The sequence below is a fragment of the Streptomyces xanthii genome (assembly GCF_014621695.1).
Lineage (GTDB): Bacteria > Actinomycetota > Actinomycetes > Streptomycetales > Streptomycetaceae > Streptomyces > Streptomyces xanthii.
Window position 1 is genome coordinate 127,664 of the sequence record NZ_CP061282.1, and the last position, 22,683, is coordinate 150,346.

The window sequence follows — 22,683 nt, forward strand, 5'->3', positions numbered from 1 at the left end:
CAGCCATGCCGCAGACCGACCCGACCGACCGGTTCGAGCCGTTCCCTCTCACGGAGATCCAGGAGTCGTTCTACGTGGGCCGCACGCTCGGCGCCGGCCCGGGTGCGGGCGCCGGAACCCAGATCCACCTGGAGTTCGAGGCCGACGACTTCGACACCGACCGCGCCGAGAGCGCCTGGAACGACGTCGTCGCCGCCACCGACATGCTGCGCGCCCACATGCTGCCCGACGCCCGCCAGGTGGTGCGCGCCCAGGTGCCCGCCCACCGCTTCGTCCGCGCCGACCTGACCGGCCTCGACGCCGGGGCACGGGACGCCGAACTGGCGCGGCTGCGCCGCGAGGCCCTCGCCGGCTCCGACCCGCACCGCTGGCCGCTGTTCGCGATCCGCGTCGCCCTCCTCGGCGGCGGCCGGGCCCGCGTGCTGTTCACCGTGGACGAGCTGATCGCCGACGGGCCGAGCGTCTCCCTGCTGCTCCAGCAGTGGTACGAGCGGTACGCGCGGGGGAGCGCCGTCACCGAACCGGCGCTGACCTTCCGCGCGTACTGCGCCGCGGGCGCCGGGACCCAGGTGCCCGAGGAGTCCCTGACGTACTGGCGCGAGCAGTTGGCGGACGTCGACCTCGCCCGGCCGCTTCCCCTGGCGGGCGGTGCGGCGTCGGGCCCGGCCCACCGCCGGATCGCGCTGCGCCTGGAGCCGGAGCGCTGGGAGCGGGTGAAGGCCGCGGCCAAGGAGGCCCGCGCCACCCCGACCGCACTGCTGCTCGCCCTGTGCACCGCCGCCGTGCAGGGCGACGGGGAGGAACAGGCGCCGCTGCCCGTCGTCCTCACCACGTACAACCGGCGCCGCGTGCACCCCGATGTGCCGCGCCTGGTCGGCCCGTTCATCTCCACGTCCGTGTTCGTCGCGCCGCCCGCCACCGGAACGGCGGCGGAACGGCTCGACCTGGTGCGGGCCCGGCTGTGGAGCGACCTCGAGCACTCCGCCGTCAGCGGGGTGCGCGCCCTGCGCGAGCACGCCCGGTCCGCGCCGGGCCGCCGCACCGCCGCGATCCCGATGGTCTTCACCAGCCTGCTCGGCAGCCTCACCGCCCTGGGCGACGACCCGGACAGCTGGGCGGCGCACGTCGACCTCGAAGCCTCCGCGACCCTCACCCCGGGCGTGCACCTGGAGAGCTGTGTCCAGGAACGCGACGGCGCCCTGCTGGTGTCCTGGGACTTCGCACCGACCGACGTCGACGAGACCCGGACCCGGGCCGCCTTCGACGCCCTGCGCGCGGCCCTGGAACGGATCGCCGACGAGGGCGGGGCCGCGCTCGCCGCACCCGCCGCGCTGCCCGGCCGGGCAGCGTCGGAGCCCGTCCCGCTCACCGAGGTGCAGTCCGCCTACCTCGTCGGCAGGATCGGAGGTCTCGGCGGCGACGCCGAGACCCGCGTGTACCAGGAGTTCCTGCTGCGCCGGCACGACACCGACCGGCTCGAGGACGCCTGGAACCGGCTGCTCGCCCACCACCCCATGCTGCGCGCCGCCGTCCACGAGGACGGCACCCTCACCGTCACCCCGGTCACCGGCCACCACCGGATCGTCCGGCACGACCTGACCGGCGCGGCCGATCCGGAGTCCGAGCTCGCGCGGACCGCGGCACGCCTGCGCGACACCACGTTCCCGCTGGGCACGAGCCCCATGTACGCCCTCGAGGCGAGCACGCTGCCCGACGGCACGATCGTCCTGCACGTCGTGCTCGACGCCCTCCTCGCCGACGCCCGCAGCTTCGCCCTGCTGTTCGGGCAGCTGTTCGCCCTGCACGATGGCGACGACAGTGTGCTGTCCGGCCCCGCCGACCCCACGGCTTACCTGCGCACGCTGCCCGCCCTGCGCCGCACCCCGGCCGGGGAAGAGGCCCGTGCCGCGTGGCGCGAGAAGTTCGCCGCGTTGCCCCCGGGCCCCGCCCTGCCCGAGCCCGCCCCCGGCGCACCCCGCGCCCACCGCAAGGCCCCCCTCGGCTCGTGGCGCGCGCTCACCGAGCGGGCGGCGGCCATCGGCGTACCCGCCGACATGGTGCTGCTCACCGCGTACACCGACGAACTGCGCGCCGAGTTCGGCGGCACGGACCCGTTCACCGTCACCGTCGTCTCCTGGGACCGCCCCGCCGCGCTCGCTCACGCCGACGCGATGGTCGCCGACTTCACCCAGCTCGCCTGGATCACCGTCGACGACACGCTCCCGGACGACTTCGCCGCGCGCGCCCGCGCCCTGTGGGACCGGGTCCGCGCCGATCTGGAGCGCGCCGGACTCGTGCCGGGGCTCGGCGAACTGCGCACCCGGGTGTTCCGCTCGGGCGGCGCGCTGCGGCTGCCCGTCGTCTTCACCCGCGTACCCGAGATCGACCCCGCGCTGCACCCCGCGGACGTCGACCTGCGCACCAGCCAGTCGCAGACCGCCCAGGTGGCGCTCGACCACGTCCCGCTGCTCGTCGGCGACGACCTGATGGGGCAGTGGGACGCGGCTGACGGCGCCCTCGGCCCGGACCGCCTGGACGCGATGTTCGACCGGTACGCGCACCGGGTACGGGAGTTCGCCGCCGGACAGGTCGAACGTACGGAGCAGTCGGAGCAGTCGGAGCAGTCGGAGCAGCCGGAGCAGATAGAGCTGACAGAGCAGACCGAGCAGGCCTCCCTGGACGATCTGGGCGTCGTCGCTCCCGTCGACCCCGACACCCCGCTCACCCTCGTCGAGCTGGTCGAGGCCGCGTTCGCCGGACGCGCCGACCGGGACGCCGTCCATCACGCCGGAGGCACCCTCACCTACGGCGACCTCGACCGCCGCAGCGCCCGGCTGGCCCGCCGGCTGCATGACCTCGGCGTGCGGCCCGGCGACCACGTCGCCGTCCACATGGACCGCTCCGAACGCCTGGTGACCGCCCTGGTCGGCATCGTCCGCTCAGGTGCCGTGTACGTGCCCGTCGACCCGGCCAACCCGCCGGAGCGGGTGCGCTACCTGCTGGAGGACAGCGGGGCCCGCGTCGTGGTCGCCGACGCCGCCCTCGCCGAGGTGCCGGAAGCGGCCGGCGCCACGGTGATCTGCCCCGACCGGGACGCCGACCGTGCCGCGCTCCACGCCCTGCCCGGTACCCGCCCGGCCGTCTCGGTGCGGCCCGACGACCCGGTCTACACGATCTACACCTCGGGCACGACCGGCCGGCCCAAGGGCTGCCGCAACAGCCAGCAGGGCGTCGCCAACCGCATCCTGTGGATGCAGGACCGCTTCCGGCTCACCGCCCGCGACCGGGTCGCGCAGAAGACCCCGTACGGATTCGACGTCTCCGTCTGGGAGTTCTTCTGGCCGCTCGTCGCCGGCGCCTCCCTCGTCGTCGCCCGCCCCGGCGGCCACACCGACCCCGCCTACCTCGCCCGCCTGCTGCGCGAGGAGCGCGTGACCGTCACGCACTTCGTGCCCTCGGTGCTCGGCATGTTCCTGCGCCACCCCGACGCGGCCGAAGGCACCTCCCTGCGCGCCGTGTTCACCAGCGGCGAGGCCCTCCCCGTAGCCACCATGCGGCGGTTCTACGAGGTCTTCGGTACCTCCGGGCCCGCCCTGCACAACCTCTACGGGCCGACCGAGGCGGCCGTCGACGTCACCCACTGGGCGTGCCGCCCCGACTGGGACGAACCGACCGTGCCGATCGGCCGCCCCGTCAGCCACACCCGCATCCACGTCGTGGACGACCGCCTGCGCCCGGTGCCGCCGGGCGTCGCGGGGGAGATCCTCATCGGCGGCCGCCAGGTCGCGCTCGGCTACCACGACCGGCCGGAGCTGACCGCGGAGCGGTTCGTCCCGTCGCCGTTCCCGGACCTCGACGACTCGCCCCGGCTCTACCGCACGGGCGATCTCGGGCTGCTCGGACACGACGGGGAGATCCGCTATCTCGGCCGGATCGACGGCCAGTTCAAGCTGCGCGGCCTGCGCATCGAACCGGAGGAGATCGAGGCGGCCCTGACCGGGGTGCCCGGCGTCGCCGACGCCCGGGTGCTCCCGGTCGACGAGCCGGCCTCCGGCGAACAGATCCTGGCCGCCCTCTGCGTCCCCCGCACGCCCGGCGACGCCCCCGGTGTCCCGGAGATCCGCCGCGCGCTGGCCGACGTTCTGCCCGGCTACCTCGTGCCGAACCGCTTCCGCTTCGTGGAGGACCTCCCGTTGACCACCAACGGCAAACTGGACCGGCGGGCCGCCGCCGCGCTCTTCGGCGCCGCGCCCGAGGCGGAGCCCGCCCCTGCCGCCGTCCCTGCCGCCGCTCCGGCCGACGCCGCGGGCCGCGAGATCCGCGCCGTCGTCGCCGACGTGCTCGGCGTGGCCGAACCGGCCGACACGGACGACCTGTTCGACCTCGGCGCCACCTCGTTCACCATGATCCGCATCGCGCAGGAGATCGAGCGTCTCACCGGCACGGCCCTGCCCGTCGACGCCCTCATCAGCAAGCCCACGCTCGGCGCCCTCCTGAAGGCCGCCCTGCCCGAACAGGCCCCGGAACAGGCCCCCGAGCCCGCCGCCGCACCCCGCGCCCTGGACGCGCAGGACGTCGCCCGCCGGGCCGCCGCCGTCCTGGGCGTCGGCCACGTGGCCCCGGACGACGACCTGTTCGACCTCGGCGCCACATCCTTCACCATGATCCGGCTGGCCCAGGAGATCGAGGCGGAGACCGGGGCCCAGATCCCCGTCGACGTCCTCATCCAGAGCCCCACCCCGCGCTCCATCGCCCGGAGCGTCACCCCGGCCGCCGCGCCCGCCACCGCGCACCCGAGGCCCGCCGCCACCGGCACCGACGTACGGATCGCCCTGGACCCCGAGGCCAAGGCCGCGTTCAAGGAGGCCCGCATCGCCGAACGGCGCCTGCCCGCCACCCTGCGCCGCATCCCCGTCCCGCCGGTCACGGACGACGAGCCCCGCGCCCTGTTCGACGCCTCCTCCTTCCGCGAGTTCGCCGAGGACCCGCTGCCCGCCGAGGACCTGCTCACGCTGCTCGCCGCCGTCACCTGGGGCGACCTCGACGGCCGGGCCAAGCGCCGCTACCCCTCCGGCGGCGGCTTCTACCCGGTCCAGGTCTACGTGTACGCCGCCCCCGGCGCCGTCCGCGGCCTCGACGCCGGCCTCTACTACCTGCACCCGGCCGAGCGCGCCCTGGTCGCCCTCGCGCCCGACGCCCGCTACGGCACCGACCTGCACGTCCACCACAACCGGGCGCTCGTGGACGCCGCCGGCTTCGGCGTCTTCCTCGTGTCGACCCCCGCCGCCATCGCCCCCGCCTACGGCGAGCGCAACGCCGCCCGCTTCTCCACGATCGAGGCCGGGCACATCGCCCAACTACTGCTCACCGGGGCACCCGAGCGCGGGCTCGGACTGTGCGCCGTCGGCGAGATGGACTTCGACGCGGTGCGCGCCGACTTCGGCGTCGACGACGGACAGGAACTGCTCCTCTCCCTGTGGGGAGGCGCACTCACCGAACAGGCACGGACCCGCCGCGCCGCCCTCGCCCCGACCGCCTCGGCTCCCTCGGTCCCCGCGGCCCGGCCCGCCGACCGGGCCGTCGCGGTCGTCGGCTTCGCCGCCGACCTGCCCGGCGCCCGCACCCTCGACGAGCTCGACACCCTGCTCGCTTCCCGCACCCCCGCCACCGGACCCGCACCGGCCGACCGCTGGAAGCCCCTGCACTCCCGGGCACGCAGGGCCGGCGCGGCCGTCGGCGGCTACCTCGACGACGTACTCGCCGTCGAGGGCGAGGAGTACCGCATCCCCGAGGACGAGGCCGGCGCGGTCGACCCGCAGGAACGCCTGCTGCTCTCCGTCGCCCGGCGCTGCTTCGAGGACGCCGCCCTCACCCCGGACCGCGCCGGCGACCGGGTCGGCGTCTTCGTCGGCTCGATGTGGCAGGACCACGCGCTGTACGGGGTCGCCGCCCGCGCCGGCGGACGGTCCGAAGACAGCACCCACGCCACCCGCGGCGGTCTGGCCCACCGCACCTCGCACGCCTTCGGCCTGACCGGCCCCAGCGTGCTCGTCGACAGCGGCTGCGTGTCCGGACTCGCCGCCGTCGAGGCCGCGTACCGCGCCGTCGCCGACGGCCGCTGCGACGCCGCGCTCGCCGCCGGGGCCAACCTCGTGCTCCACCCCGACCACCTCGACGTCCTCTCCGAGATGGGCCTCGTCGCCGAGAACGACGACTCCTGCGCCTTCACCGACCGCGCAAGCGGCTGGCTGGTCGGCGAAGGCGTGGGCGCACTCCTGCTCAAGCCGCTGGACCGCGCCCTCGCCGACGGCGACCCCGTCCACGCGGTGCTGCGCGGCGGCGCCCTCCAGCACTCCGGCACCACCCGCCAGTTCGGCGTCCCGGACCCGGTACGGCAGGAGGCCACCATGCGCTCCGCGCTCGACGACGCCGGACTGCGCCCCGACGACATCGGCTACGTCGAGGCCGCCGCGGCCGGTGCCGCGCTCGCCGACGCCCTCGAATTCACCGCCCTCGGACGACTGTTCGACACCGCCGCCTCCGAGGGGGCCCCAGAGGCGGCACCGGTCCCGGTGGGCACGGTCAAGCCCCACACCGGGCACCTCGAGGCGGCCTCCGTCTTCGCCCAACTCGGCAAGGTGATCGCCCAGTTCCGGCGCCGCGACGTGTATCCCACGCTCCTCACCTCCGCGGTCAACCCGGCACTCGCCGGCGCCGCGAAATCGGTGACCCTCGCCACCGGCGACGCCGGCCACTGGCGCACCGCCCCCGGCACCCCCCGCCGCGTCCTGGTCAACGGATTCGCCGGCGGCGGCTCGTACGGCAGCCTCGTCGTCGAGGAACCGCCCACCGCGCGACCCGGCCCGCACGACACGGGCACCTGGGCACTGCCGCTGTCCGCCGACACCCCCGAGCACCTCGCCGCGCTCGCCGACAGCATCGCCGACCTGTGGGAACGGGACCCGTCCCTCGGCGCCGGCATCGTCGCCCGCACCCTGCGCGAGGGCCGCACCGACCGCCCCGTGCGCGCCGGCCTGATCACGGACGCCGCCGGCGCGGCCGCCGGCCTGCGCCTGCTAGCGCACCGCGTGCGCACCGAAGGCGGCGGAGCCGTCGAGTCAGGGCCCGAGGCCCCCGCACCGGAGCGGGACGCCCTGACGGCGTGGGTCGCGGGGGAGCGGGTCGACTGGCCCGCGATCACCGCACCCCGGGCCGCGCTCCCGGCCACCCCGCTCACCCGCACCCGCCCGCCGCTGCCCACCGGCGCCGCCACCCCGGCACCGGCAGGCGCACAGGACCCCGTACAGGCACCCGCACCCGCGCCCGTGACCACCGGCGCACTGTCCGCGCGGCTCGGCTCGGTGTGGGGCATCGGCCCCGCCGAGGAGCCGTCGACACCGCAGGAGCGACCGACCTCGCCCGGCACGCCCTTCGAACTGCTGGCGCCGCTGGTCGCCGCCGAACTCGGCACGGGCGGCCGGATCACCCCGGACCAGGACCTGTTCGCGCTCGGCGCCACCAGCCGTCAACTCCTGCGCCTGTCCGCCCGGATCACCGCCGCAGGCGGCCGGGAGATCTCCCTGGAGACCCTCTTCACCACCGCCGACCTCGGCGATCTGGCCGAACACGCCTTCCCTGCCCCGGTGGCGTCTGAGCCGAAAGCATTGACTCCTCCTCCTCGTGAACGAGGGGGATTCCTAGCTCACTTCGCCTGACCCCCGGCGGGGGTTCAGGGCTTACAAGATCAGCACTAGCCGGGTTGAAGACCAGCCCGGACGAGTATCACGCGGGCGGAGTTCTTGTCCCTGGACGAGACGGTTCCGCACGCGGTGCACGTATACGTTCTCTCGGAAAGAGGTAGGCGGTGCTTGGCTCTCGCTCCGCACTGCGCACAGTCCATCGTGGTGTGCGCGGGGTTGACCAGATGCACGGCTCGCCCGTGCTTGCGGGCCATCTCGACCAGGGCCTTCTTGGCGGCGCCGATAGCGGCATCGGCCGCCTTCCTGGCCATGGTGGTCTTCGCGAGGAACCTCGGCCGGAAGTTCTCCACGGCAAGGGCGTCGTGGTCGCGGACCACTCGCTTGGCCCACTTGCGGGCGGTGTCGGTCCGCTGGTTCGCGATCCTGCGGTGCAGTTTCGCAGTCTGCCGTTTCGCCTCACGGTAGCCCCGCGAGCTGGGCTGACCGCGCTTCGGCTTACGACGGGCCATCATCCGCTGGTACTTCGCAAGCTTCTGCGCGGCCGTCCTTCCGTGCTGTGGATGCGGCAGATCGTGAGTGTCGGATGTGGTGGTGGCGGTCTCTTTGACGCCCCAGTCGATTCCGATCAAACGGCCCGTCCTGGGCAGTTCCTCGGTCACGGTGGCGACGACGAACGACGCCCACCAGTGCCCGACCGCATCCCGGTACAGGCGGACGCTGGACGGTGCCTTGGGAAGTTCCCGCGACCACACAGGGCGTACAACGATCCCGCCCGCCAGGTGCAAACGCCCGTCCTTCAGACCGAATCCGCGCCGCGTGTAGTTCAGGCTGGGCAGCGCCTCACGCTTCCTCTTGTGCCGGGGCATCCCAGCCCGCTGCCGCACCGGCAATCTCGCCTTGATGTCCTTGAGTGCCTTCGCCCTCGACTTGCCGAAGTCGCGGATCACCTGCTGCTGAGGAACGCTCGCACCTTCCGCGAGCCAGGGGGTGCGCTTGCGGGCCTCGGTCAGCATCTTGTCGAGCTGAGCCGGACCGCAGGTCACCTTCTCGCCCGTCGCCCGGCTGTGCGCGTGCACGGCCTTGGACTTCGCGACCGACTCGTTCCAGACCCAACGGCAGCGGTCCCACTCGGCCTCGAGCTCCCGCCGGGCCGTGGACGACAAGCGCACACGGAACGTGTACCGGGCGTACCCGGCCGTCGCAGCGCTCGCCTCCGCCATCACGCATCCGAACCTATCCGGGAGGACTGACAGTTGAGCCCCATTGATCCTTGCAGGGCCCCTCACCAGCGGTTCTGGTGCACCCCCATCCGCCCTGACGGCACATCGGCCTTCCCTGCCCCGCTCACACGGGAACTCCGATTCCTCCCCCACCCAAAAGTGAGGGCATCCTTGAAGGAGACTCGATGACCACCATGACGCGGATCCTCATGTTCCCCGGCCAGGGCGCCCAGAGCGTCGGCATGGGCCGGGACCTGTTCGCACGCTTCCCCGACCTGGTGCGGGAGGCGGACGACGTCCTCGGCTACAGCCTGAGCCGGCTCTGCCTGGAGGACCCCGAAGGGCAACTCGGCAACACCCGCTACACCCAGCCCGCCCTGTTCGCGGTCGGTGCCCTCGCCCACCGCGCCTACCTGGAGGACGGCGGTGAGCCGGCCGATCTCGCGGTCGGCCACAGCCTCGGCGAGTACAACGCCCTGCACGCGGCGGGCGCCTTCGGCTTCGCCGACGGACTGCGCCTGGTCGCCGCCCGGGCCGCCGCGATGGCCGAGATCACCGGTGGCGGCATGAGCGCCGTCGTCGGCCTGCCCGAGACCCGGCTCCGCTTCCTCCTGATGCGGGCCGGCTTCGCCACCCTGGACCTGGCCAACCTCAACACCCCCGGCCAGATCGTGCTCGCCGGCCCGGTCGACGACCTCGCCGAGGTGGGCCCGATCCTGGAGGACGCGGGCGCCCGCATGGTCCGCCGGCTCGACGTCAGCGGCCCCTTCCACTCGCGCTACATGGCACCGGCCGCCGAGCGGCTCGAACCCGTCGTGGCACGGACCGTCTTCGCCCCGCTCGCCTTCCCCGTCATCGCCAACGCCACCGCCCGCCCCTACGCGCAGGACCTCGTCGGCGCGACCCTGCTCCAGCAGATCCACCAGCCGGTGCGCTGGCACGAGACCGTCGCGGCGATCCTCGACGAAGTCCACGGGCCCGAACCCGAGTTCACCGAGATCGGCACCGGCCGGGTCCTCGCCGGCCTGCTGCGGCAGATCCGGCGCGAACGGGACCAGGCCCGCGTGCCGGCCGGGGCGGGTGCGCGATGAACCCTGTGCACCCCACAGCCCGCGAGGACACCGTCGGCCTCTGGTTCTGCCCCAACGACGGGCTCGACCAGCCGACCAGCGCCCTGCTCGCCCCGCACTGGCTCGACGAGCACGAGCGCGAGACCGCCGGACGTTTCCTGTTCGAGCGGGACCGGCGGCAGTACCTCGTCGCCCACTGTCTGGTGCGGCGCGTGCTGTCGCTGGAGACCGGCATCCCGGAGGCGGAGGCCGTCCTGTGGCGCTCCTCGCGCGGCCGGCCCTTCCTCCAGGCCCCGCCCGGCGGACTGCCCGACGGCGCGCGCGACCTGGACTTCAACCTGTCGCACGCGCACGGGTTCAACGTCATGGCCGTGGCCCGCGACCGCCGCGTCGGTGTCGACATCGAACGCCTGGACCGGGGCGGGGAGCGGGGCTTCGACTGGGTCGTGGAGTCCTTCGCCCCCCAGGAGCGCGCCTATCTCGCCGGGCTCACCGCGGGCGGCCGCCGCGACCGGGCCACCCTGCGCCTGTGGACCCTGAAGGAGGCCTACGCCAAGGCGCGCGGCCTGGGCCTCGGCCTGCCCTTCGACTCCTTCTCCTTCGAACTGGACGAGGAGCAGGGCGTGGTGGGGTTCCGGCCGCCGGAGGGCGACGACGCGGACCGCTGGTGCTTCGTCGAACTGAACCCGCGCCCGCAGGTGTTGGTGTCGCTGGCCGTGGAGCGGAGCCGCGACGGTTCGGCTCCCGGTCGGATCGAGATGCACGACGGCTTCCCCTGGGGCCGCGCCGTGCCGCGCGACATCCCGCTGCCCGCACCCCACCGCGCCCTGGCCCCGCTCGTCGGAGCCGGCGCATGACCGAGGAGACCGTATGACAGCCCTGGACACGACAGCGGTGCGGGAAAGGCCCGCGGGAACCGGCGACGCCGACCGGTCCGACCGGTCCGACCGGTCCGCAGAGGCCGCTCAGGCCGCGCCGTCGTCAGCCCAGTCCTTCCGGGACGCGATGGCACAGCTCGCCGCCCCGGTCAGCGTCATCACCGCGCTCGACCCGGACGGGCGGAGGCGCGGGTTCACCGCCAGCTCGGTGAGCTCCGTGTCGCTGGACCCGCCGCTGATCCTCGCGGGCGTCGCGCTGACCTCGAGCTGCCACGCGACGCTGACGACCACGCCCGAGTTCGTGGTCAACGTGCTCGGCGCGCAGCACCGGGACCTCGCCCGGCGCTTCGCCACGCAGGACGTCGACCGTTTCGCGGGCGGCGGGTTCGACGCGTGGGAGGGCTCCGGGACGCCGTATTTGCCGGACGCGGCGCTGCTGATGCGCTGCCGCACGGCGCGGATCGTGCGCGCCGGGGACCACGACCTGGTGCTCGCCACCCCTGTCGAGTTCCGGCACGGCACGGCGGACATCGCCCCGCTGCTCTGGTACCGGCGCGGATTCCACACGGCCCGCCCGCACGGCGCCTGAGCGGGCCGTGCGGGCGGATGCCGCGGCGGTGCCTACTGGCCCGCGGCGGGCTGTGCGACCAGCCGGTCGAAGCGGCGCATCAGTTCCTCGTGCTCCAGGGAGAGCCGCTCGATGCGGTGCTGCAGCCGGGCGATCTCCCCGCTCAGGCTCAGCACCGTCGCGTCCGGGCCGGCCCCCGGCAGGGGGCCCGGTGGGCGCGGCGGCAGGGGCATCGCCACCACGGAGGCGACCCGGTCGGGCGCGCCCGGCGCCGCGAGGCCCGGGTCGTGCTGGAGGATCGCGTCCATCCGGCCGCGCAGCGCGGGACCCGGCTCGACGCCCAGTTCGTGCACCAGGCGCTTGCGCGCCCGGTCGTACACGCTGAGCGCCTCCGCCTGCCGCCCGCACCGGTACAGCGCCACCATGAGCAGGTCGTAGAACCGCTCCCGCATCGGATGGTCCGTCGTCAGCTCCTCGAGCTCGCCGATGATCTCGTCGTGCCGGGCTGCCCGCAGGCAGGCGTCGTAGAGGGTCTCCAGGGCGGTGAGCCGGTTCTCCTCCAGCTGGGCCGCCTCGGCGGCGCAGATGTCCCCGCGCACACTGCCCTCCAGGGCGGGCCCCCGCCACAGCGCCAGGGCGTCGCGGAGCAGTTCGGTGGCCTGCTGCGGATCGTCCGCGGCGGCCGCCCGTCCGCGCGCGGCCAGCTCGTTGAACCGCTGCGCGTCCGTCGTGCTGCGGCCGGGGCGCAGGACGTAGCCGAGGGAGCGCGTCACGATCCACTCGTGGTGCGGTTCCCCCGATCCCGGCTCGGGCACGGGCAGCAGGCGGCGCAGCCGCGCCACGTGCGCCTGCAGCGCGTTGGTCGCGTTGGCGGGCGGGTTCTCCCCCCACAGCTCGTCGATCAGCCGGTGGACGGACACGACGTGCCCGGACTTGACCACGAGCGCGCCCAGCAGGGCGCGTTGCTTGGCGCCCGTCGGAAGGATCCTCAGACCGGTTCGCTCGTCCTGGATCTCCACGGGACCGAGAATGCGGAACTGCATCTCCCCCTACCTCCCCGCGCGTCACGCCGCGCGCGTCACTCGAACCGGTCGGGATCGGTGAAGCCCAGGGGGAAGGCCGGCTCCTTGCCCTGGACGAGGTCGGCCAGGACCTCCCCGACCCCCGTGGCGTGCTTGAACCCGTGGCTGCTGCAGCCGCCCGCGACCACCAGGCGCGGATTCCCGCGGGGCCGTCCGATGAGGAACTGGCCGTCCGGCGTGCGGGCGTAGATGTTCGCGGTGGCCCGGGACGGCTCCTGGCCGACGCCCGGCACTGCGTCGGCGAGCCGGCGGCCGAGGACGGACCAGTCGGACGGGGACACGGAGCGGTCCAGGGTCTCCGGGTCCACGACGCGGAAGTGCCGGCCGCCGTCCTCGAGCCCCAGCTTCAGCTCGGTGCGGCCCGGCAGGGTGCCGTGGCCCCACAGCACGTCCCCGTCCTCGACCTCCCGCATGAACACCGGCAGCCGCTCCAGCGTGAAGCGTTCGTCCGGCTCGCGCGGGGTGAACCAGGTGGTGGGCATCCGGACGACCTCCAGCGGCAGTCCGGGCACGAGCTGGTCCAGCCACGGGCCGGCCGTCACCACGACCTGCCGCACGCGCAGGACGCGTCCGGCCGCTGTGTGCACGGCTGTTCCCGCGCTCTCGGACTCGAGGGCGGTGACCCGGGTGTCGGTGAGGATCTGTGCCCCGGCCGTGCGGGCCGAGGCGAGCGCGGCGCGGATCGTCGCCTCGGGCAGGGTCAGGCCGCCGGCGGGTTCCACCACCGCGATGTGGTCCGCCGGAAGGGCCTCGTGCGCGGGGCTGCGGCGGTGCAGGGCGTCGCGGTCGAGCACCTCGATGTCCAGGCTGTGCTCGCGGGCCGCGCGCAGGGCGCCGCCGACGATCCGTCCGTCCTCGGGGCCGATCAGCATGGCGCCGGTCGGCTCGAGCAGCCGGGTGCCGCTCTCCCGTTCCAGCTGCTGCCACAGCTCCCGCGAGCGCTGCGCGAGCGGCACCAGGCCGGGGTGCTCCAGGCAGGCCGTGCGGAACATCCTGCTCTCGCCGTACGAGGAGCCGTTGATGTTCGCCGGGCCGTAGCGGTCGACGCCGATCACGCGCAGGCCGCGTCGGGCCAGCTGCCACAGGGCGCTCGCGCCCCAGGCGCCGAGACCGACGACGGCTATGTCCGCGTCCGGCGCGGTCACGAGGGGCTCACCGCCGCCGTCAGGGCCGCCGTCGCGTCCCGGGTGATCTTCTCGATCAGCGGGCGCGGGTCCGTCTGGAAGTAGAAGTGGCCGCCCTCGTGCATCCGCAGCCCCTGGAACCGCTCGGCGAAGCTCTCCCAGGCCGCCAGGCGTTCGGGTGCGACGACGACGTCCTGTGTGCCGCCGTAGACCGCGACCGGCATGGTCAGCTTCGGGGTGTCCGGCAGCGGGCGCCAGCTCTCCACGAGCTTCAGGTCGTTGCGGATCGCGGGGGAGAACATCTCCCACAGGTCGGCGTCGCGCAGCACCTCCACCGGCGTGCCGCCCATCGCGGCGAGGTGCAGGCGCAGCTCCTCGTCGGGCAGTGTGTGGCGGCGGGTGGCCTCGCCCTGCGGACGCGGCGCGCCGCGCGCCGACAGGCCGAGCCACACGGGCAGTTCGCGGCCTTCCGCGGCCAGGCGCTGGGTCATCTCGTAGGCGACGAGCGCGCCCATGCTGTGGCCGAAGAACGCGAAGGGGCCGGAGGGCTCCGCCGCCGTCGAGCGCAGGAAGAAGGCGGCCAGTTCCCGGGCGTCGTCGATCTGGGGGCGGCCGGCCAGACGGCCGCGGCCGGGCACGTCCATGAGACGGACGTCCCAGTGTGCGGGCAGCAGGGCGGGCCATTCGCGGTACAGCAGGTGGGAGCCGCCCGCGTGGTGGAAGACGTACAGGCGCAGAGGCTGGTCGGAGTGCATGCCGGTCCCCCTCACGCGGCCACGGCGGCGGGCACGGGCGCGCCGTCGTGGGACTCGGTGAACGCGGGGGCGACCTCGGCGGCGAAGAGTTCCATCGCGCGCTCGGCCCGCTCGTAGGGCACGTGCCCGGGGTTGAACTGCAGGCTCAGGCAGATGTCCGCGCCGTACCAGCCGCGGATCGTCTCGATCTGGGCGCGGACGTCGGCGGGCGTGCCGGCCAGCACCTTGTGGTCGGCGAGTGCCTTGTCGAAGTCGTAGGCGCGCGCCTTCTCGACGAACTTCTCGTAGCCCGGGTACTGCTCCGAGCGGGCCTCGGCCCACGAGGCCACGGCGCCGGCCATCATCTCGACGTAGTTGCGCTCGTTGGTGCGGGCGTCGGCGAGCGCCACCTCGCGGTCCTCGCCGAGGTAGCAGGTGTACTTGATCTGGATGCGGCCCGGGCCCTCGTGGCCCGCGGCGCTGCGGGCGGCGCGGTAGGCGGTGGTCATCCCGATCAGCTGCTCACGGCTGGTCACCGAGGGCACGACCTGGAGGTGGTGGCCCCGGGCGCCGGCCAGCGCGCAGGACTCGGCGCTGGTCGCGGACGCCACGAACACCGGCGGGTGCGGGTGCTGGTGGGGGCGGGGGAAGCCGGTGACGGGGCCGAAGCGGTGCACCTCGCCCTCGAAGCGGACCTCCTCGCCGCTCCACAGGGCGGTGCACGCGTCGACGACCTCGGTGAACCGGGTGCGGCTCTCCTCCATCGGCACGCCGAACAGCTCGAACTCGTCGGGCAGGAAGCCGCGGCCGAAGCCGACGTCGAGGCGGCCGTGCGAGAGGTTGTCGAGCAGCGCCAGGCGCGCCGCCGTCTGCACCGGGTGCGCGAACGAGGCGATGACGGCGCCGGTGACCAGACGGATGCGGCTGGTGCGCGCCGCGGCGGCGGTCAGGAACACGACCGGGTCGGGGCTGTAACCGCCGTACGGGGAGCCGTAGTGCTCCACCGTCTGCACGTGTTCGAAGTCGAGGGCCTCGGCCAGTTCGACCAGCCGAAGGCTTTCGTCGTAATAGGTGCTCGCACTCTTCTTCGCCGGATCGATGACCGGGAAGAAGTTCACGCCGAATTTCATGGGGGCTCCGTCTGGTGGTCCTTTTCCGGTTTCCCGGAAAACCATGGGCAGCTCTTCGGCTATCGGACCTTAGACGGTGCGGCGTGGCCGCGGGGCGTACGCGAGCGTCTCTCAAGGAGCTGTGGGTGCGGCCTCGAGGTGCTGTGCGGGGTCGGACCGGGAAATCAGATCCCACCAGTGACCGAGGGTGGGCCGGGCCATCAGCTCGGGAAAGCCCACCTCGATGCCGCGCCGGTGCCATGCGGAGATCAGCCGCATCGTGTTGATCGAGTCCAGCCCGTGGTCGACCAGATCGCCTTGGTCGTCGGGGAGTTCGGAGGGGTCGAGCTGCATGGCGCCGGCCACCATCTGACGCAGCAGCTGCCGGGTCAGCGGGTCGGCCGCGGCCGGCACGTCGTGCTTTCCACCGTTTTCCATGGGGCCGAAGCTAATGGCGCCGGGAATCTTCCGGAAGGCACTTCGAGACCCTCTCCCGAAAGGGTCAGGTCCGCGTCAGTGCCGTGTCAGGAAGCGACACGTGGAGAACTGCTCGAAGACTACTGGAAGATGACGGGCCGAAAGTTCGCGAGGGGCTACGGTTCGACTCGCTCCACGCTTGTCAGGAAAGGACAGGAATCCGTTCTGCGGCGCAATATCGACGCTCATCGGATACCGGTACGGAGGAGACCATGAAGATTCAGGTTCTGGGTCCGCTGAGTGCCGCCGTCAACGGGATGTCGATCGTTCCGACGGCGGCCAAGCCACGGCAGATCCTCGCACTGCTCGCGCTCTACCCGGGGCGGGTCGTACCCGTCCCCACGCTCATGGAGGAGGTCTGGGGCACCGAGCTGCCGCAGAGCGCGCTCACCACCCTGCAGACGTACATACTCCAGCTCCGTCGCCGCCTGGGCACCGCCATGGGGCCGGGGGTGCCGGGCGCCGCCAAGGACGTACTGGCCACGCGGCACGGCGGCTACCTGCTCCAGGTCCCGTCCGACGCCGTCGACGTGCACGAGTACGAGCGTCTGGTGGGCGAGGCCCAGCAGGCCTCCGACGAGGGCGAGGACGAGAAGGCCGCCGCCACCTACCGGCAGGCCCTCGGCCTGTGGGAGGGCCCCGCGCTCGTCGACGTGCGGGTCGGGCCCATCCTGACGATCGAGGTGATGCGCCTGGAGGAGAGCCGGCTCGTCACCCGCGAGCGGCGCATCGACGCCGACCTGCGCCTGGGCCGGCACGTCGAGGTCATCGCCGAGCTCACCGACCTGATCGCCCGTCACCCGCAGCACGAGGGCCTGCACTCGCAGGCGATGGTCGCCCTGTACCGCTCGGGCCGGCAGGCCAGTGCGCTCGACGTCTACCAGCGGCTGCGGCGCCGCCTCATCGAGGAGCTCGGTGTCGAACCCGCCCCCCAGCTCCAGCGGCTGCACCAGGCGATGCTCGCCGTGGACCCGCAGCTCGACGTCATGAGCGGCCCGCGCCGTTCCTCGACCTTCGACCTGTACGCCGCCTGACGGGCCGTCCGATGACGCCGGCGGCGGGACCCGACGAGGAGTTCGAGCCGTTCTCCAGGGAACGCGCGGAGGCTGGAGTGCCATGGACGTAAGGCTGTACTGCTTCGCGCACGCCGGCGCCGGGGTGTCGGGTTTCGGCCGCTGGCCGCGGCGCTGCGGCCCCGGGGTCGAGGTCGTCCCGGTGCTGCTGCCCGGGCGCGACTCGCGCCGCCACGAGACGCGGCCGACCGGGCGGCGGGCGCTGCTCGACGCCCTGTTCGACGACATCGCCGCTGCGGCCTCGGACGGCCCGTACGTGTTCTACGGGCACAGCCTCGGCGGCATGGTCGCCCACACCCTGACCCGGGCCCTGCTCGACGCGGGGCTGCCCGGGCCGCGGCTGCTCGCGGTCGGAGCCTGCCCCGCCCCGCACACCGTGCGGCCCCCGGCCGCGTCCGACGACGACATCAGCGACGAGCAGCTCCTGCGCTTCGTGGGCGACGTCGGCTCCGCGCCCGGCGGGACCCTCGCCGAGCCCGACAGCGTCTGGCACCGCGCCGTCCTGCCCGTGCTGCGCGACGACCTCAGGCTGGCCCGCTCCCTGCGCGCCGCCGCCCTCGACGCCCCAGGGCGCCTCCCCGTGCCCGTGCTCGCCGTCGGCGGCAGCCACGACCCGGTCGTGACACCGCAGGCGCTCGACGCCTGGCGGCAGTGGACCGACGGCACCTTCGTGCGCCGCACCGTGCCGGGCGACCACTTCTTCGTACGCGGCCCCGAACTGCCCCGGCTCGTCGGACGCGCTTGCCGGGTGGTCGCCCGGATCGACGCGGCCGCCGCCCCGACGCCCCTGGGCGCGCCGTGACCCGGGCGCAGAACACCGACGTCTGCGTCGTCGGCGCGGGCCCGGCCGGCCTCGCCCTGAGCCTGATGCTGCTGCGCTCCGGCGTCGCCGTCACCCTGCTCGAGAAGTCCCGGTCCTTCGCCCGCGACTTCCACGGCGAGATCCTGCAACCCGGCGGCCAGCGGATCCTCGACGAACTCGGCGTGCTCGACGCGGCACGCTCCCGAGGGGACCGCGCCCTGCGCGGATTCCAGGTCCTCGAACGCGACCGGCTGCTCCTCGACATCGACTACACCCGCCTGGACGCCCCCTACGGCCGGCTCCTCGCCCTGCCCCAGCGGCACCTGCTGGAGACCCTGCTCGCGGCCTGCCGCACCCAGCCCGGCTTCACCTACCGGGACGGACACCGGCTCTCGACGCTGACCGAGGAGGACGGCCGCCGCACGGGAGCCGTCGCCAAAGGCCCCGACGGGCGTCCGCTCACCGTGCGCGCCCGCGTCGTCGTGGGCGCCGACGGACGCTTCTCGCGCACCCGCGCCCTCGCCGGCATCGACGCCGGACGCACCGAGACCTTCGACCAGGACCTCGTGTGGTGTTCCGTGCCCGCGCCCGGCCGCACCACCCGGCACGTCCGCGTCCACCGCGCCGAGGGCACCGCCGTCCTCGTCCACGACACCCACCCCGACCGCATCCGCATCGGCTGGACCCTGCCGCACCGGTCCTGGCCCGCCGTCGCCGAACGGGGCATCGGCGCGGTGAAGGACCGACTGGCCGCCGCCGTACCGGAGTTCGCCGATCTCGTCACCGAGCACCTCACCGGCCTGTCGGACCTCAAGCTGCTCGACGTGTTCGCCGCCCGTGCCCCGCGGTGGTCCCGCGACGGACTCGTCCTCCTCGGGGACAGCGCCCACACCCACGGACCGCTCGGCGCCCAGGGCGTCAACCTCGCCCTCCAGGACGCCGCCGCCCTGCACCCCGTCCTCGTCGAGGCCCTGCGCGCGGGCGACACGAGCCACGCCCGCCTGGCCCGCTTCCAGGAGCTGCGCGCGCCCGCCGCCGACGCGGTGACCCGCGCCCAGCGCCTCCAGGCCAAGGCGTTCTTCGGGACCGCGGGACGCGCCGCCACGCTGGCCAGGGCGGCCGCCGCCCACCTCGTCACCCGGACCCCGATCGGCGCCCGCATCACCGCCAAGGTGGCCTACGGGGCCGCCCCCGTCCACGTTCGGACGGACCTGTTCACGCACCCCGAGCCCGTCCCGACCGGCACGGGCGCCGCGGACCCCGCACGCCACGCGTCCCGTGCCGTCCACGCGAGAAAGGTGCACGATGACCACCGCTCCTAGCGTCCCGCGCCCCGTCACCCGCCCCACCGCACCGGCACCGTCGTCGTTCCCCGCCCTCGTCACCACCACACAGGTCGTCCGGGCCGTCGCCGACGCCGCGCGGCGGCGCCAGCGCGTCGAGGTGCGGTACGGCGGCCACGACGCCGGGCGTCCGGTGGCGGACGGCGGCGGGGCGGCCGTCGTCGACCTGGGGCGGATGAACGCCGTCGCCCACGACCCGCACCGGCGGGCCTTCATGGTCGAGGCCGGGGCGCGGCTCACGGACGTGCGGCGCACCCTGTACGAGGGCTGGGGCGTCACGCTCCCCGCAGCGGGCCCGGGCCACGGCGGCGTCGTCGGACAGGTCACGGCCGGCGGCCCCGGCGCCCTCACCCGCTCCTTCGGCTTCGCGGCCGACCACCTCCTCGCGATCGAGGTCGTGGTCGTCGACGTGTTCGGCACCGCCCGCGCCGTCGTCGCGAGCCGCGAACGCAACGACCCGCACCGCGACCTGTGGTGGGCCCACACCGGCGGCGGCGCAAGTTTCGGTGTCGTCACCCGATGCTGGTTCCGCTCTCCGGACGCCGGCGGATCCGACCCCACGACCCTGCTGCCCCGCCCGCCGGGCACCCTCCTCGCCCACACCCTGGCGCTCCCGCGCGCGACCACCGACCGCGCCAGCTTCCGCCGTCTCGTCCGCAACCACGGGGACTGGCACGAGCAGCACGCCGACGCCGACTCCCCTTACGCGGCGCTGCACAGCAGCCTCGTCCTGCCCGGAGGGGACACGGACGCGGCCGCGGTCGTCCGCACCCGCTTCGACGCCACCCTGCCCGACGCGCGCGGCCTGCTGCGCCGCTACGCCGACGAGCTCACCGACGGCCTCGACCCCGGCACGCTCACCGAAGAACTGATCGTCGTCCCCTGGCAGTCGGCGCCGGACACGGACCGGGACGGCGGCGCGCACGGCGGACCCACCAAGTCGGCCTGGCTGCGGCGCGGACTCGACGACGCGCAGATCGACGCCCTGCACCGGCACCTCACGGCCCCCGGCGCCCACGGCGCGCCGACCGTGACGCTGGGCTCCGGCGGCGGCCGCGCCAACACACGGCCCACGTTCGCCACCGCCGGCGCGCACCGCGACGCCGTCCTGGCGGCGGAGTTCACCGTCGACGGCCGGCCCTCGGACGACGCCGTCGACCGGCTGCGCCGCCTGTACCGGGACGTGTTCGCCGCGACCGGTGGTGTGCCCGTGCCCGGAGCGGGCGGCAACGACGGCTGCCTCGCCGGACACCCGGACCCCGACCTCACCGACCCCCGGTGGAACACCTCGGGCGTGCCCTGGCACCGCCTCTACTACAAGGACAACTACCGCCGTCTGCAACGCGCGAAGGCCCGCTGGGACCCGCGCGGCCTGTTCGGGCAGGGCCTCGGCATCCGCCCCGCCTAAACGGCCGCGGGCCGGAGCTCACCGTCAGATCCGGCCGAGCTCCCGCATCAGCCTGAGCTCCAGGACACTCAGCGGCACCTCGGGGCACAGCTGTTCCGGGTGCCCCGCCGGCGGCCCCTGGAGGGCGGGGCCGGGCGGATCGGTCCGGCCCGTCTCGACGGCCAACTGGCCCATCTCGCCCGCCAGATGGACCGTGCCCATGGCGACGAGCCCCTTCCAGGTCTGCCGCAGCAGACGGTAGTGCCAACGCCGGTACGCGCTCACGCCGACTCCCTCGCTCCGTGGACAGGTCGTCCGTGACGCTCTCAGGGATCGGTCGACGACGGGTCGACGACCGCTGGACGACGGGTGGAGGACCGCTCGCGCCGCACGGGTCCCGCCCTCCGGCGCCTCCCGGCGGTTCCTGAGGCGGGGATCGAGCGGCTTTCGAACCTTTCTCGAGCACCGGCGCACAGCTTGGTGAGCGACAGCCCGTCAACCCGTCGAAGGGGGCCGCTCGCCGTGCCGCGCTTCACGTACCCGGAACTGCCGCTGGACGGACTGCTGCGCCGTGCCGCCGCACGCGCCCCGCACTCCGCCGCCCTCACCACCGGACCGCACACCGTCACCTACGGGGAGCTCGACGCCCGCGCCGACCGCATCGCCCGGGGCCTCGCCCGGCTCGCCGGCGGCCCGGGCGCCGTCGTCGGCGTCGCCCACACCCTCGACACGGTGTTCCCCGCCGCCTACTACGGCGCGAGCCGCAGCGGCGCGACCGTCGCCCTGATCAATCCGCTGGTCAACGAGCACGCCCTGCACCACGTGTGCGCCGCCGCCGGGATCGAGGTCGCCGTCGTGCCGAGGTCCACCGCCGAACAGCTGACCAAGCTGCGCGAGCGGCTTCCCCTGCTGCACACCGTCCTGGTCACCGACGCCGACGACGGCGTGGTCCCGGGGGACACGGTGCCGCTGCACGTCGCCCTCGACGGCGTGCCCGACGACCCGTTCGAGCCGGCGGGCCCGGCCCCGGACCCGGGAGCGGTGGCCTGCCTGCAGTTCACGACCGGCACCACAGGACGCTCCAAGGGCGTACGGCTCACCCACCGCAACCTCGTCGCCAACGCCACGCAGACCGCCCTGGCCCACCGCCTCGACGCCGCCTCGGTCACCCTCAACCACCTGCCGCTGTTCCACGTGATGCACCTGAACTCGGCCGTGAGCGCGGGTGCCTCGCAGATCCTGTGCCCCGACCCCGACCCGGTGGCCTCGCTCGCCGTGGCCGCACGCGAGGGCTGCACCCACTACTACGGGCTCCCGGCCCGGCTGCACCGGCTGGCCGGCGACCCGCGCCTGGCCGACGGCCCGGAGGGTGTCCCGGCCGGGCCCCGCCTGAAGGCCGTCCTGTCCGGCGGTACCGCGCTGTCCCCCGAGGCCGCGAGCCGGCTTCGGGCCGCCCTCGGCGTCCCCGTCGTCCAGGGCTACGGACTCGCCGAACTCTCCCCGCTCTCCCACACCCAGAGCTTCGGCGACGATGCGGTGCGCGGCGCCGTCGGCCGGGCGCTGCCCGGGACCGAGTGCCGCGTCGTCGACCTCGGTTCACGGGAGCCGGTGCCGGTATGGGCCTCCGGCGAGGTGCAGGTGCGCGGCCCGCAGGTCATGGCCGGCTACCTGGACGACGACGAGCCGTCCCGGATCGACGCCGACGGCTGGTTCTCCACGGGAGACATCGGCTACCTCGACGAGGACGGCCGCCTGTACCTGGTCGACCGGCTCGGCGACGTCTTCAAGCACGACAACGAACTCGTGTCGCCGACCGCCGTCGAGCGCGTCATCGAGGACGACCCGCGCGTCGCCGAGTGCGTCGTCGTCGGCCGGCCCGACCCCGTGCACGGCGCCACGGTGTGGGCCGGAATCGTCCTGCGCGACCCGGAGCCCGGGACCCGCGACGCCGTCCTCGCGTCCGTCGCCGAACGGGCCAACCGGCGCCTCGCCGTCTTCGAGCGCATCCACACCGCCGAGGCCCTCGACGCCGTGCCGCGCACCCCCACCGGAAAGCCCGAACGCCGCGTCCTGCGCCGCCGGCTGTCCGTCTGACCCACCTCTTCCCACCCCCCAC

Annotated in this window: 16 protein-coding genes; 9 read left to right on the top strand and 7 right to left on the bottom strand. The window is 74.3% G+C overall.

Annotated elements, in window-relative coordinates; genetic code table 11:
* Window positions 1-5: 5 nt before the first annotated feature.
* On the top strand, window positions 6-7,715 hold the full coding sequence (locus IAG42_RS36345) for a non-ribosomal peptide synthetase (RefSeq protein ID WP_188341883.1): 7,710 nt from the start codon (window positions 6-8) through the stop codon (window positions 7,713-7,715).
* Between the two features lie 35 nt (window positions 7,716-7,750).
* Here IAG42_RS36345 and IAG42_RS36350 read toward each other — a convergent pair whose 3' ends face one another.
* Window positions 7,751-8,920 (bottom strand): RNA-guided endonuclease InsQ/TnpB family protein, encoded by a 1,170-nt coding sequence (locus IAG42_RS36350; protein WP_188342037.1) that lies wholly within the window; start codon window positions 8,918-8,920, stop codon window positions 7,751-7,753.
* Window positions 8,921-9,105: 185 nt separating this feature from the next.
* Between IAG42_RS36350 and fabD the strand changes: the two genes are divergently transcribed.
* From fabD to IAG42_RS36365, 3 genes are read left to right on the top strand one after another with little or no spacing between them, the layout of a single operon-like run.
* Window positions 9,106-10,011 carry an ACP S-malonyltransferase gene (gene fabD, locus IAG42_RS36355; RefSeq protein WP_223206488.1) on the top strand — a complete coding sequence of 302 codons (906 nt, stop codon included), beginning with the start codon at window positions 9,106-9,108 and terminating at the stop codon, window positions 10,009-10,011.
* A complete protein-coding gene (locus tag IAG42_RS36360; protein ID WP_188341884.1) occupies window positions 10,008-10,847 on the top strand; it encodes a 4'-phosphopantetheinyl transferase family protein in 840 nt (279 codons plus the stop codon). Before fabD ends, IAG42_RS36360 begins: the two co-directional genes overlap by 4 nt.
* 13 nt (window positions 10,848-10,860) lie before the next feature.
* Entirely contained in the window at window positions 10,861-11,457 is a 597-nt protein-coding gene (locus IAG42_RS36365) for a flavin reductase family protein (protein ID WP_188341885.1), read from the top strand.
* A 32-nt stretch (window positions 11,458-11,489) separates the two neighbouring features.
* On the opposite strand, the gene IAG42_RS36370 is transcribed toward IAG42_RS36365, so the two are convergent.
* The 5 genes from IAG42_RS36370 to IAG42_RS36390 form a co-directional block, all read right to left on the bottom strand.
* The gene (locus tag IAG42_RS36370; RefSeq protein ID WP_188341886.1) at window positions 11,490-12,479 is read right to left on the bottom strand and encodes an AfsR/SARP family transcriptional regulator; all 990 of its coding nucleotides are present in this window, start codon (window positions 12,477-12,479) and stop codon (window positions 11,490-11,492) included.
* Window positions 12,480-12,514: 35 nt separating this feature from the next.
* Window positions 12,515-13,663 carry an N-methyl-L-tryptophan oxidase gene (gene solA / locus IAG42_RS36375; RefSeq protein WP_188341887.1) on the bottom strand — a complete coding sequence of 383 codons (1,149 nt, stop codon included), beginning with the start codon at window positions 13,661-13,663 and terminating at the stop codon, window positions 12,515-12,517.
* A complete protein-coding gene (locus tag IAG42_RS36380) occupies window positions 13,660-14,397 on the bottom strand; it encodes a thioesterase II family protein (RefSeq protein WP_188341888.1) in 738 nt (245 codons plus the stop codon). The genes solA and IAG42_RS36380 overlap by 4 nt, the downstream gene beginning before the upstream one ends.
* A gap of 11 nt (window positions 14,398-14,408) precedes the next feature.
* On the bottom strand, window positions 14,409-15,506 hold the full coding sequence (locus IAG42_RS36385; RefSeq protein WP_188341889.1) for an LLM class flavin-dependent oxidoreductase: 1,098 nt from the start codon (window positions 15,504-15,506) through the stop codon (window positions 14,409-14,411).
* 111 nt (window positions 15,507-15,617) lie between these two features.
* Window positions 15,618-15,923, bottom strand: coding sequence for a phosphopantetheine-binding protein (locus tag IAG42_RS36390; protein ID WP_188341890.1), 306 nt, complete (start codon window positions 15,921-15,923; stop codon window positions 15,618-15,620).
* 251 nt (window positions 15,924-16,174) lie between these two features.
* Here IAG42_RS36390 and IAG42_RS36395 point away from each other — a divergent pair, with 251 nt between their 5' ends.
* The 4 genes from IAG42_RS36395 (at window position 16,175) to IAG42_RS36410 (ending at window position 20,588) form a co-directional block, all read left to right on the top strand.
* On the top strand, window positions 16,175-16,996 hold the full coding sequence (locus IAG42_RS36395) for an AfsR/SARP family transcriptional regulator (protein WP_188341891.1): 822 nt from the start codon (window positions 16,175-16,177) through the stop codon (window positions 16,994-16,996).
* 82 nt (window positions 16,997-17,078) lie between these two features.
* Window positions 17,079-17,837 carry a thioesterase II family protein gene (locus IAG42_RS36400; RefSeq protein ID WP_188341892.1) on the top strand — a complete coding sequence of 253 codons (759 nt, stop codon included), beginning with the start codon at window positions 17,079-17,081 and terminating at the stop codon, window positions 17,835-17,837.
* Window positions 17,834-19,159: an FAD-dependent monooxygenase gene (locus IAG42_RS36405; RefSeq protein ID WP_188341893.1), complete on the top strand. Its 1,326-nt coding sequence runs from the start codon at window positions 17,834-17,836 to the stop codon at window positions 19,157-19,159. The genes IAG42_RS36400 and IAG42_RS36405 overlap by 4 nt, the downstream gene beginning before the upstream one ends.
* Window positions 19,143-20,588 carry an FAD-binding oxidoreductase gene (locus tag IAG42_RS36410; RefSeq protein WP_188341894.1) on the top strand — a complete coding sequence of 482 codons (1,446 nt, stop codon included), beginning with the start codon at window positions 19,143-19,145 and terminating at the stop codon, window positions 20,586-20,588. The genes IAG42_RS36405 and IAG42_RS36410 overlap by 17 nt, the downstream gene beginning before the upstream one ends.
* A 24-nt stretch (window positions 20,589-20,612) precedes the next feature.
* Here IAG42_RS36410 and IAG42_RS36415 read toward each other — a convergent pair whose 3' ends face one another.
* Window positions 20,613-20,852, bottom strand: a complete 240-nt coding sequence (locus IAG42_RS36415; protein ID WP_188341895.1) for a DUF6059 family protein — start codon at window positions 20,850-20,852, stop codon at window positions 20,613-20,615.
* Window positions 20,853-21,089: 237 nt separating this feature from the next.
* Here IAG42_RS36415 and IAG42_RS36420 point away from each other — a divergent pair, with 237 nt between their 5' ends.
* Window positions 21,090-22,661 carry a class I adenylate-forming enzyme family protein gene (locus tag IAG42_RS36420; protein ID WP_188341896.1) on the top strand — a complete coding sequence of 524 codons (1,572 nt, stop codon included), beginning with the start codon at window positions 21,090-21,092 and terminating at the stop codon, window positions 22,659-22,661.
* The last annotated feature ends 22 nt before the right edge of the window (window positions 22,662-22,683 follow it).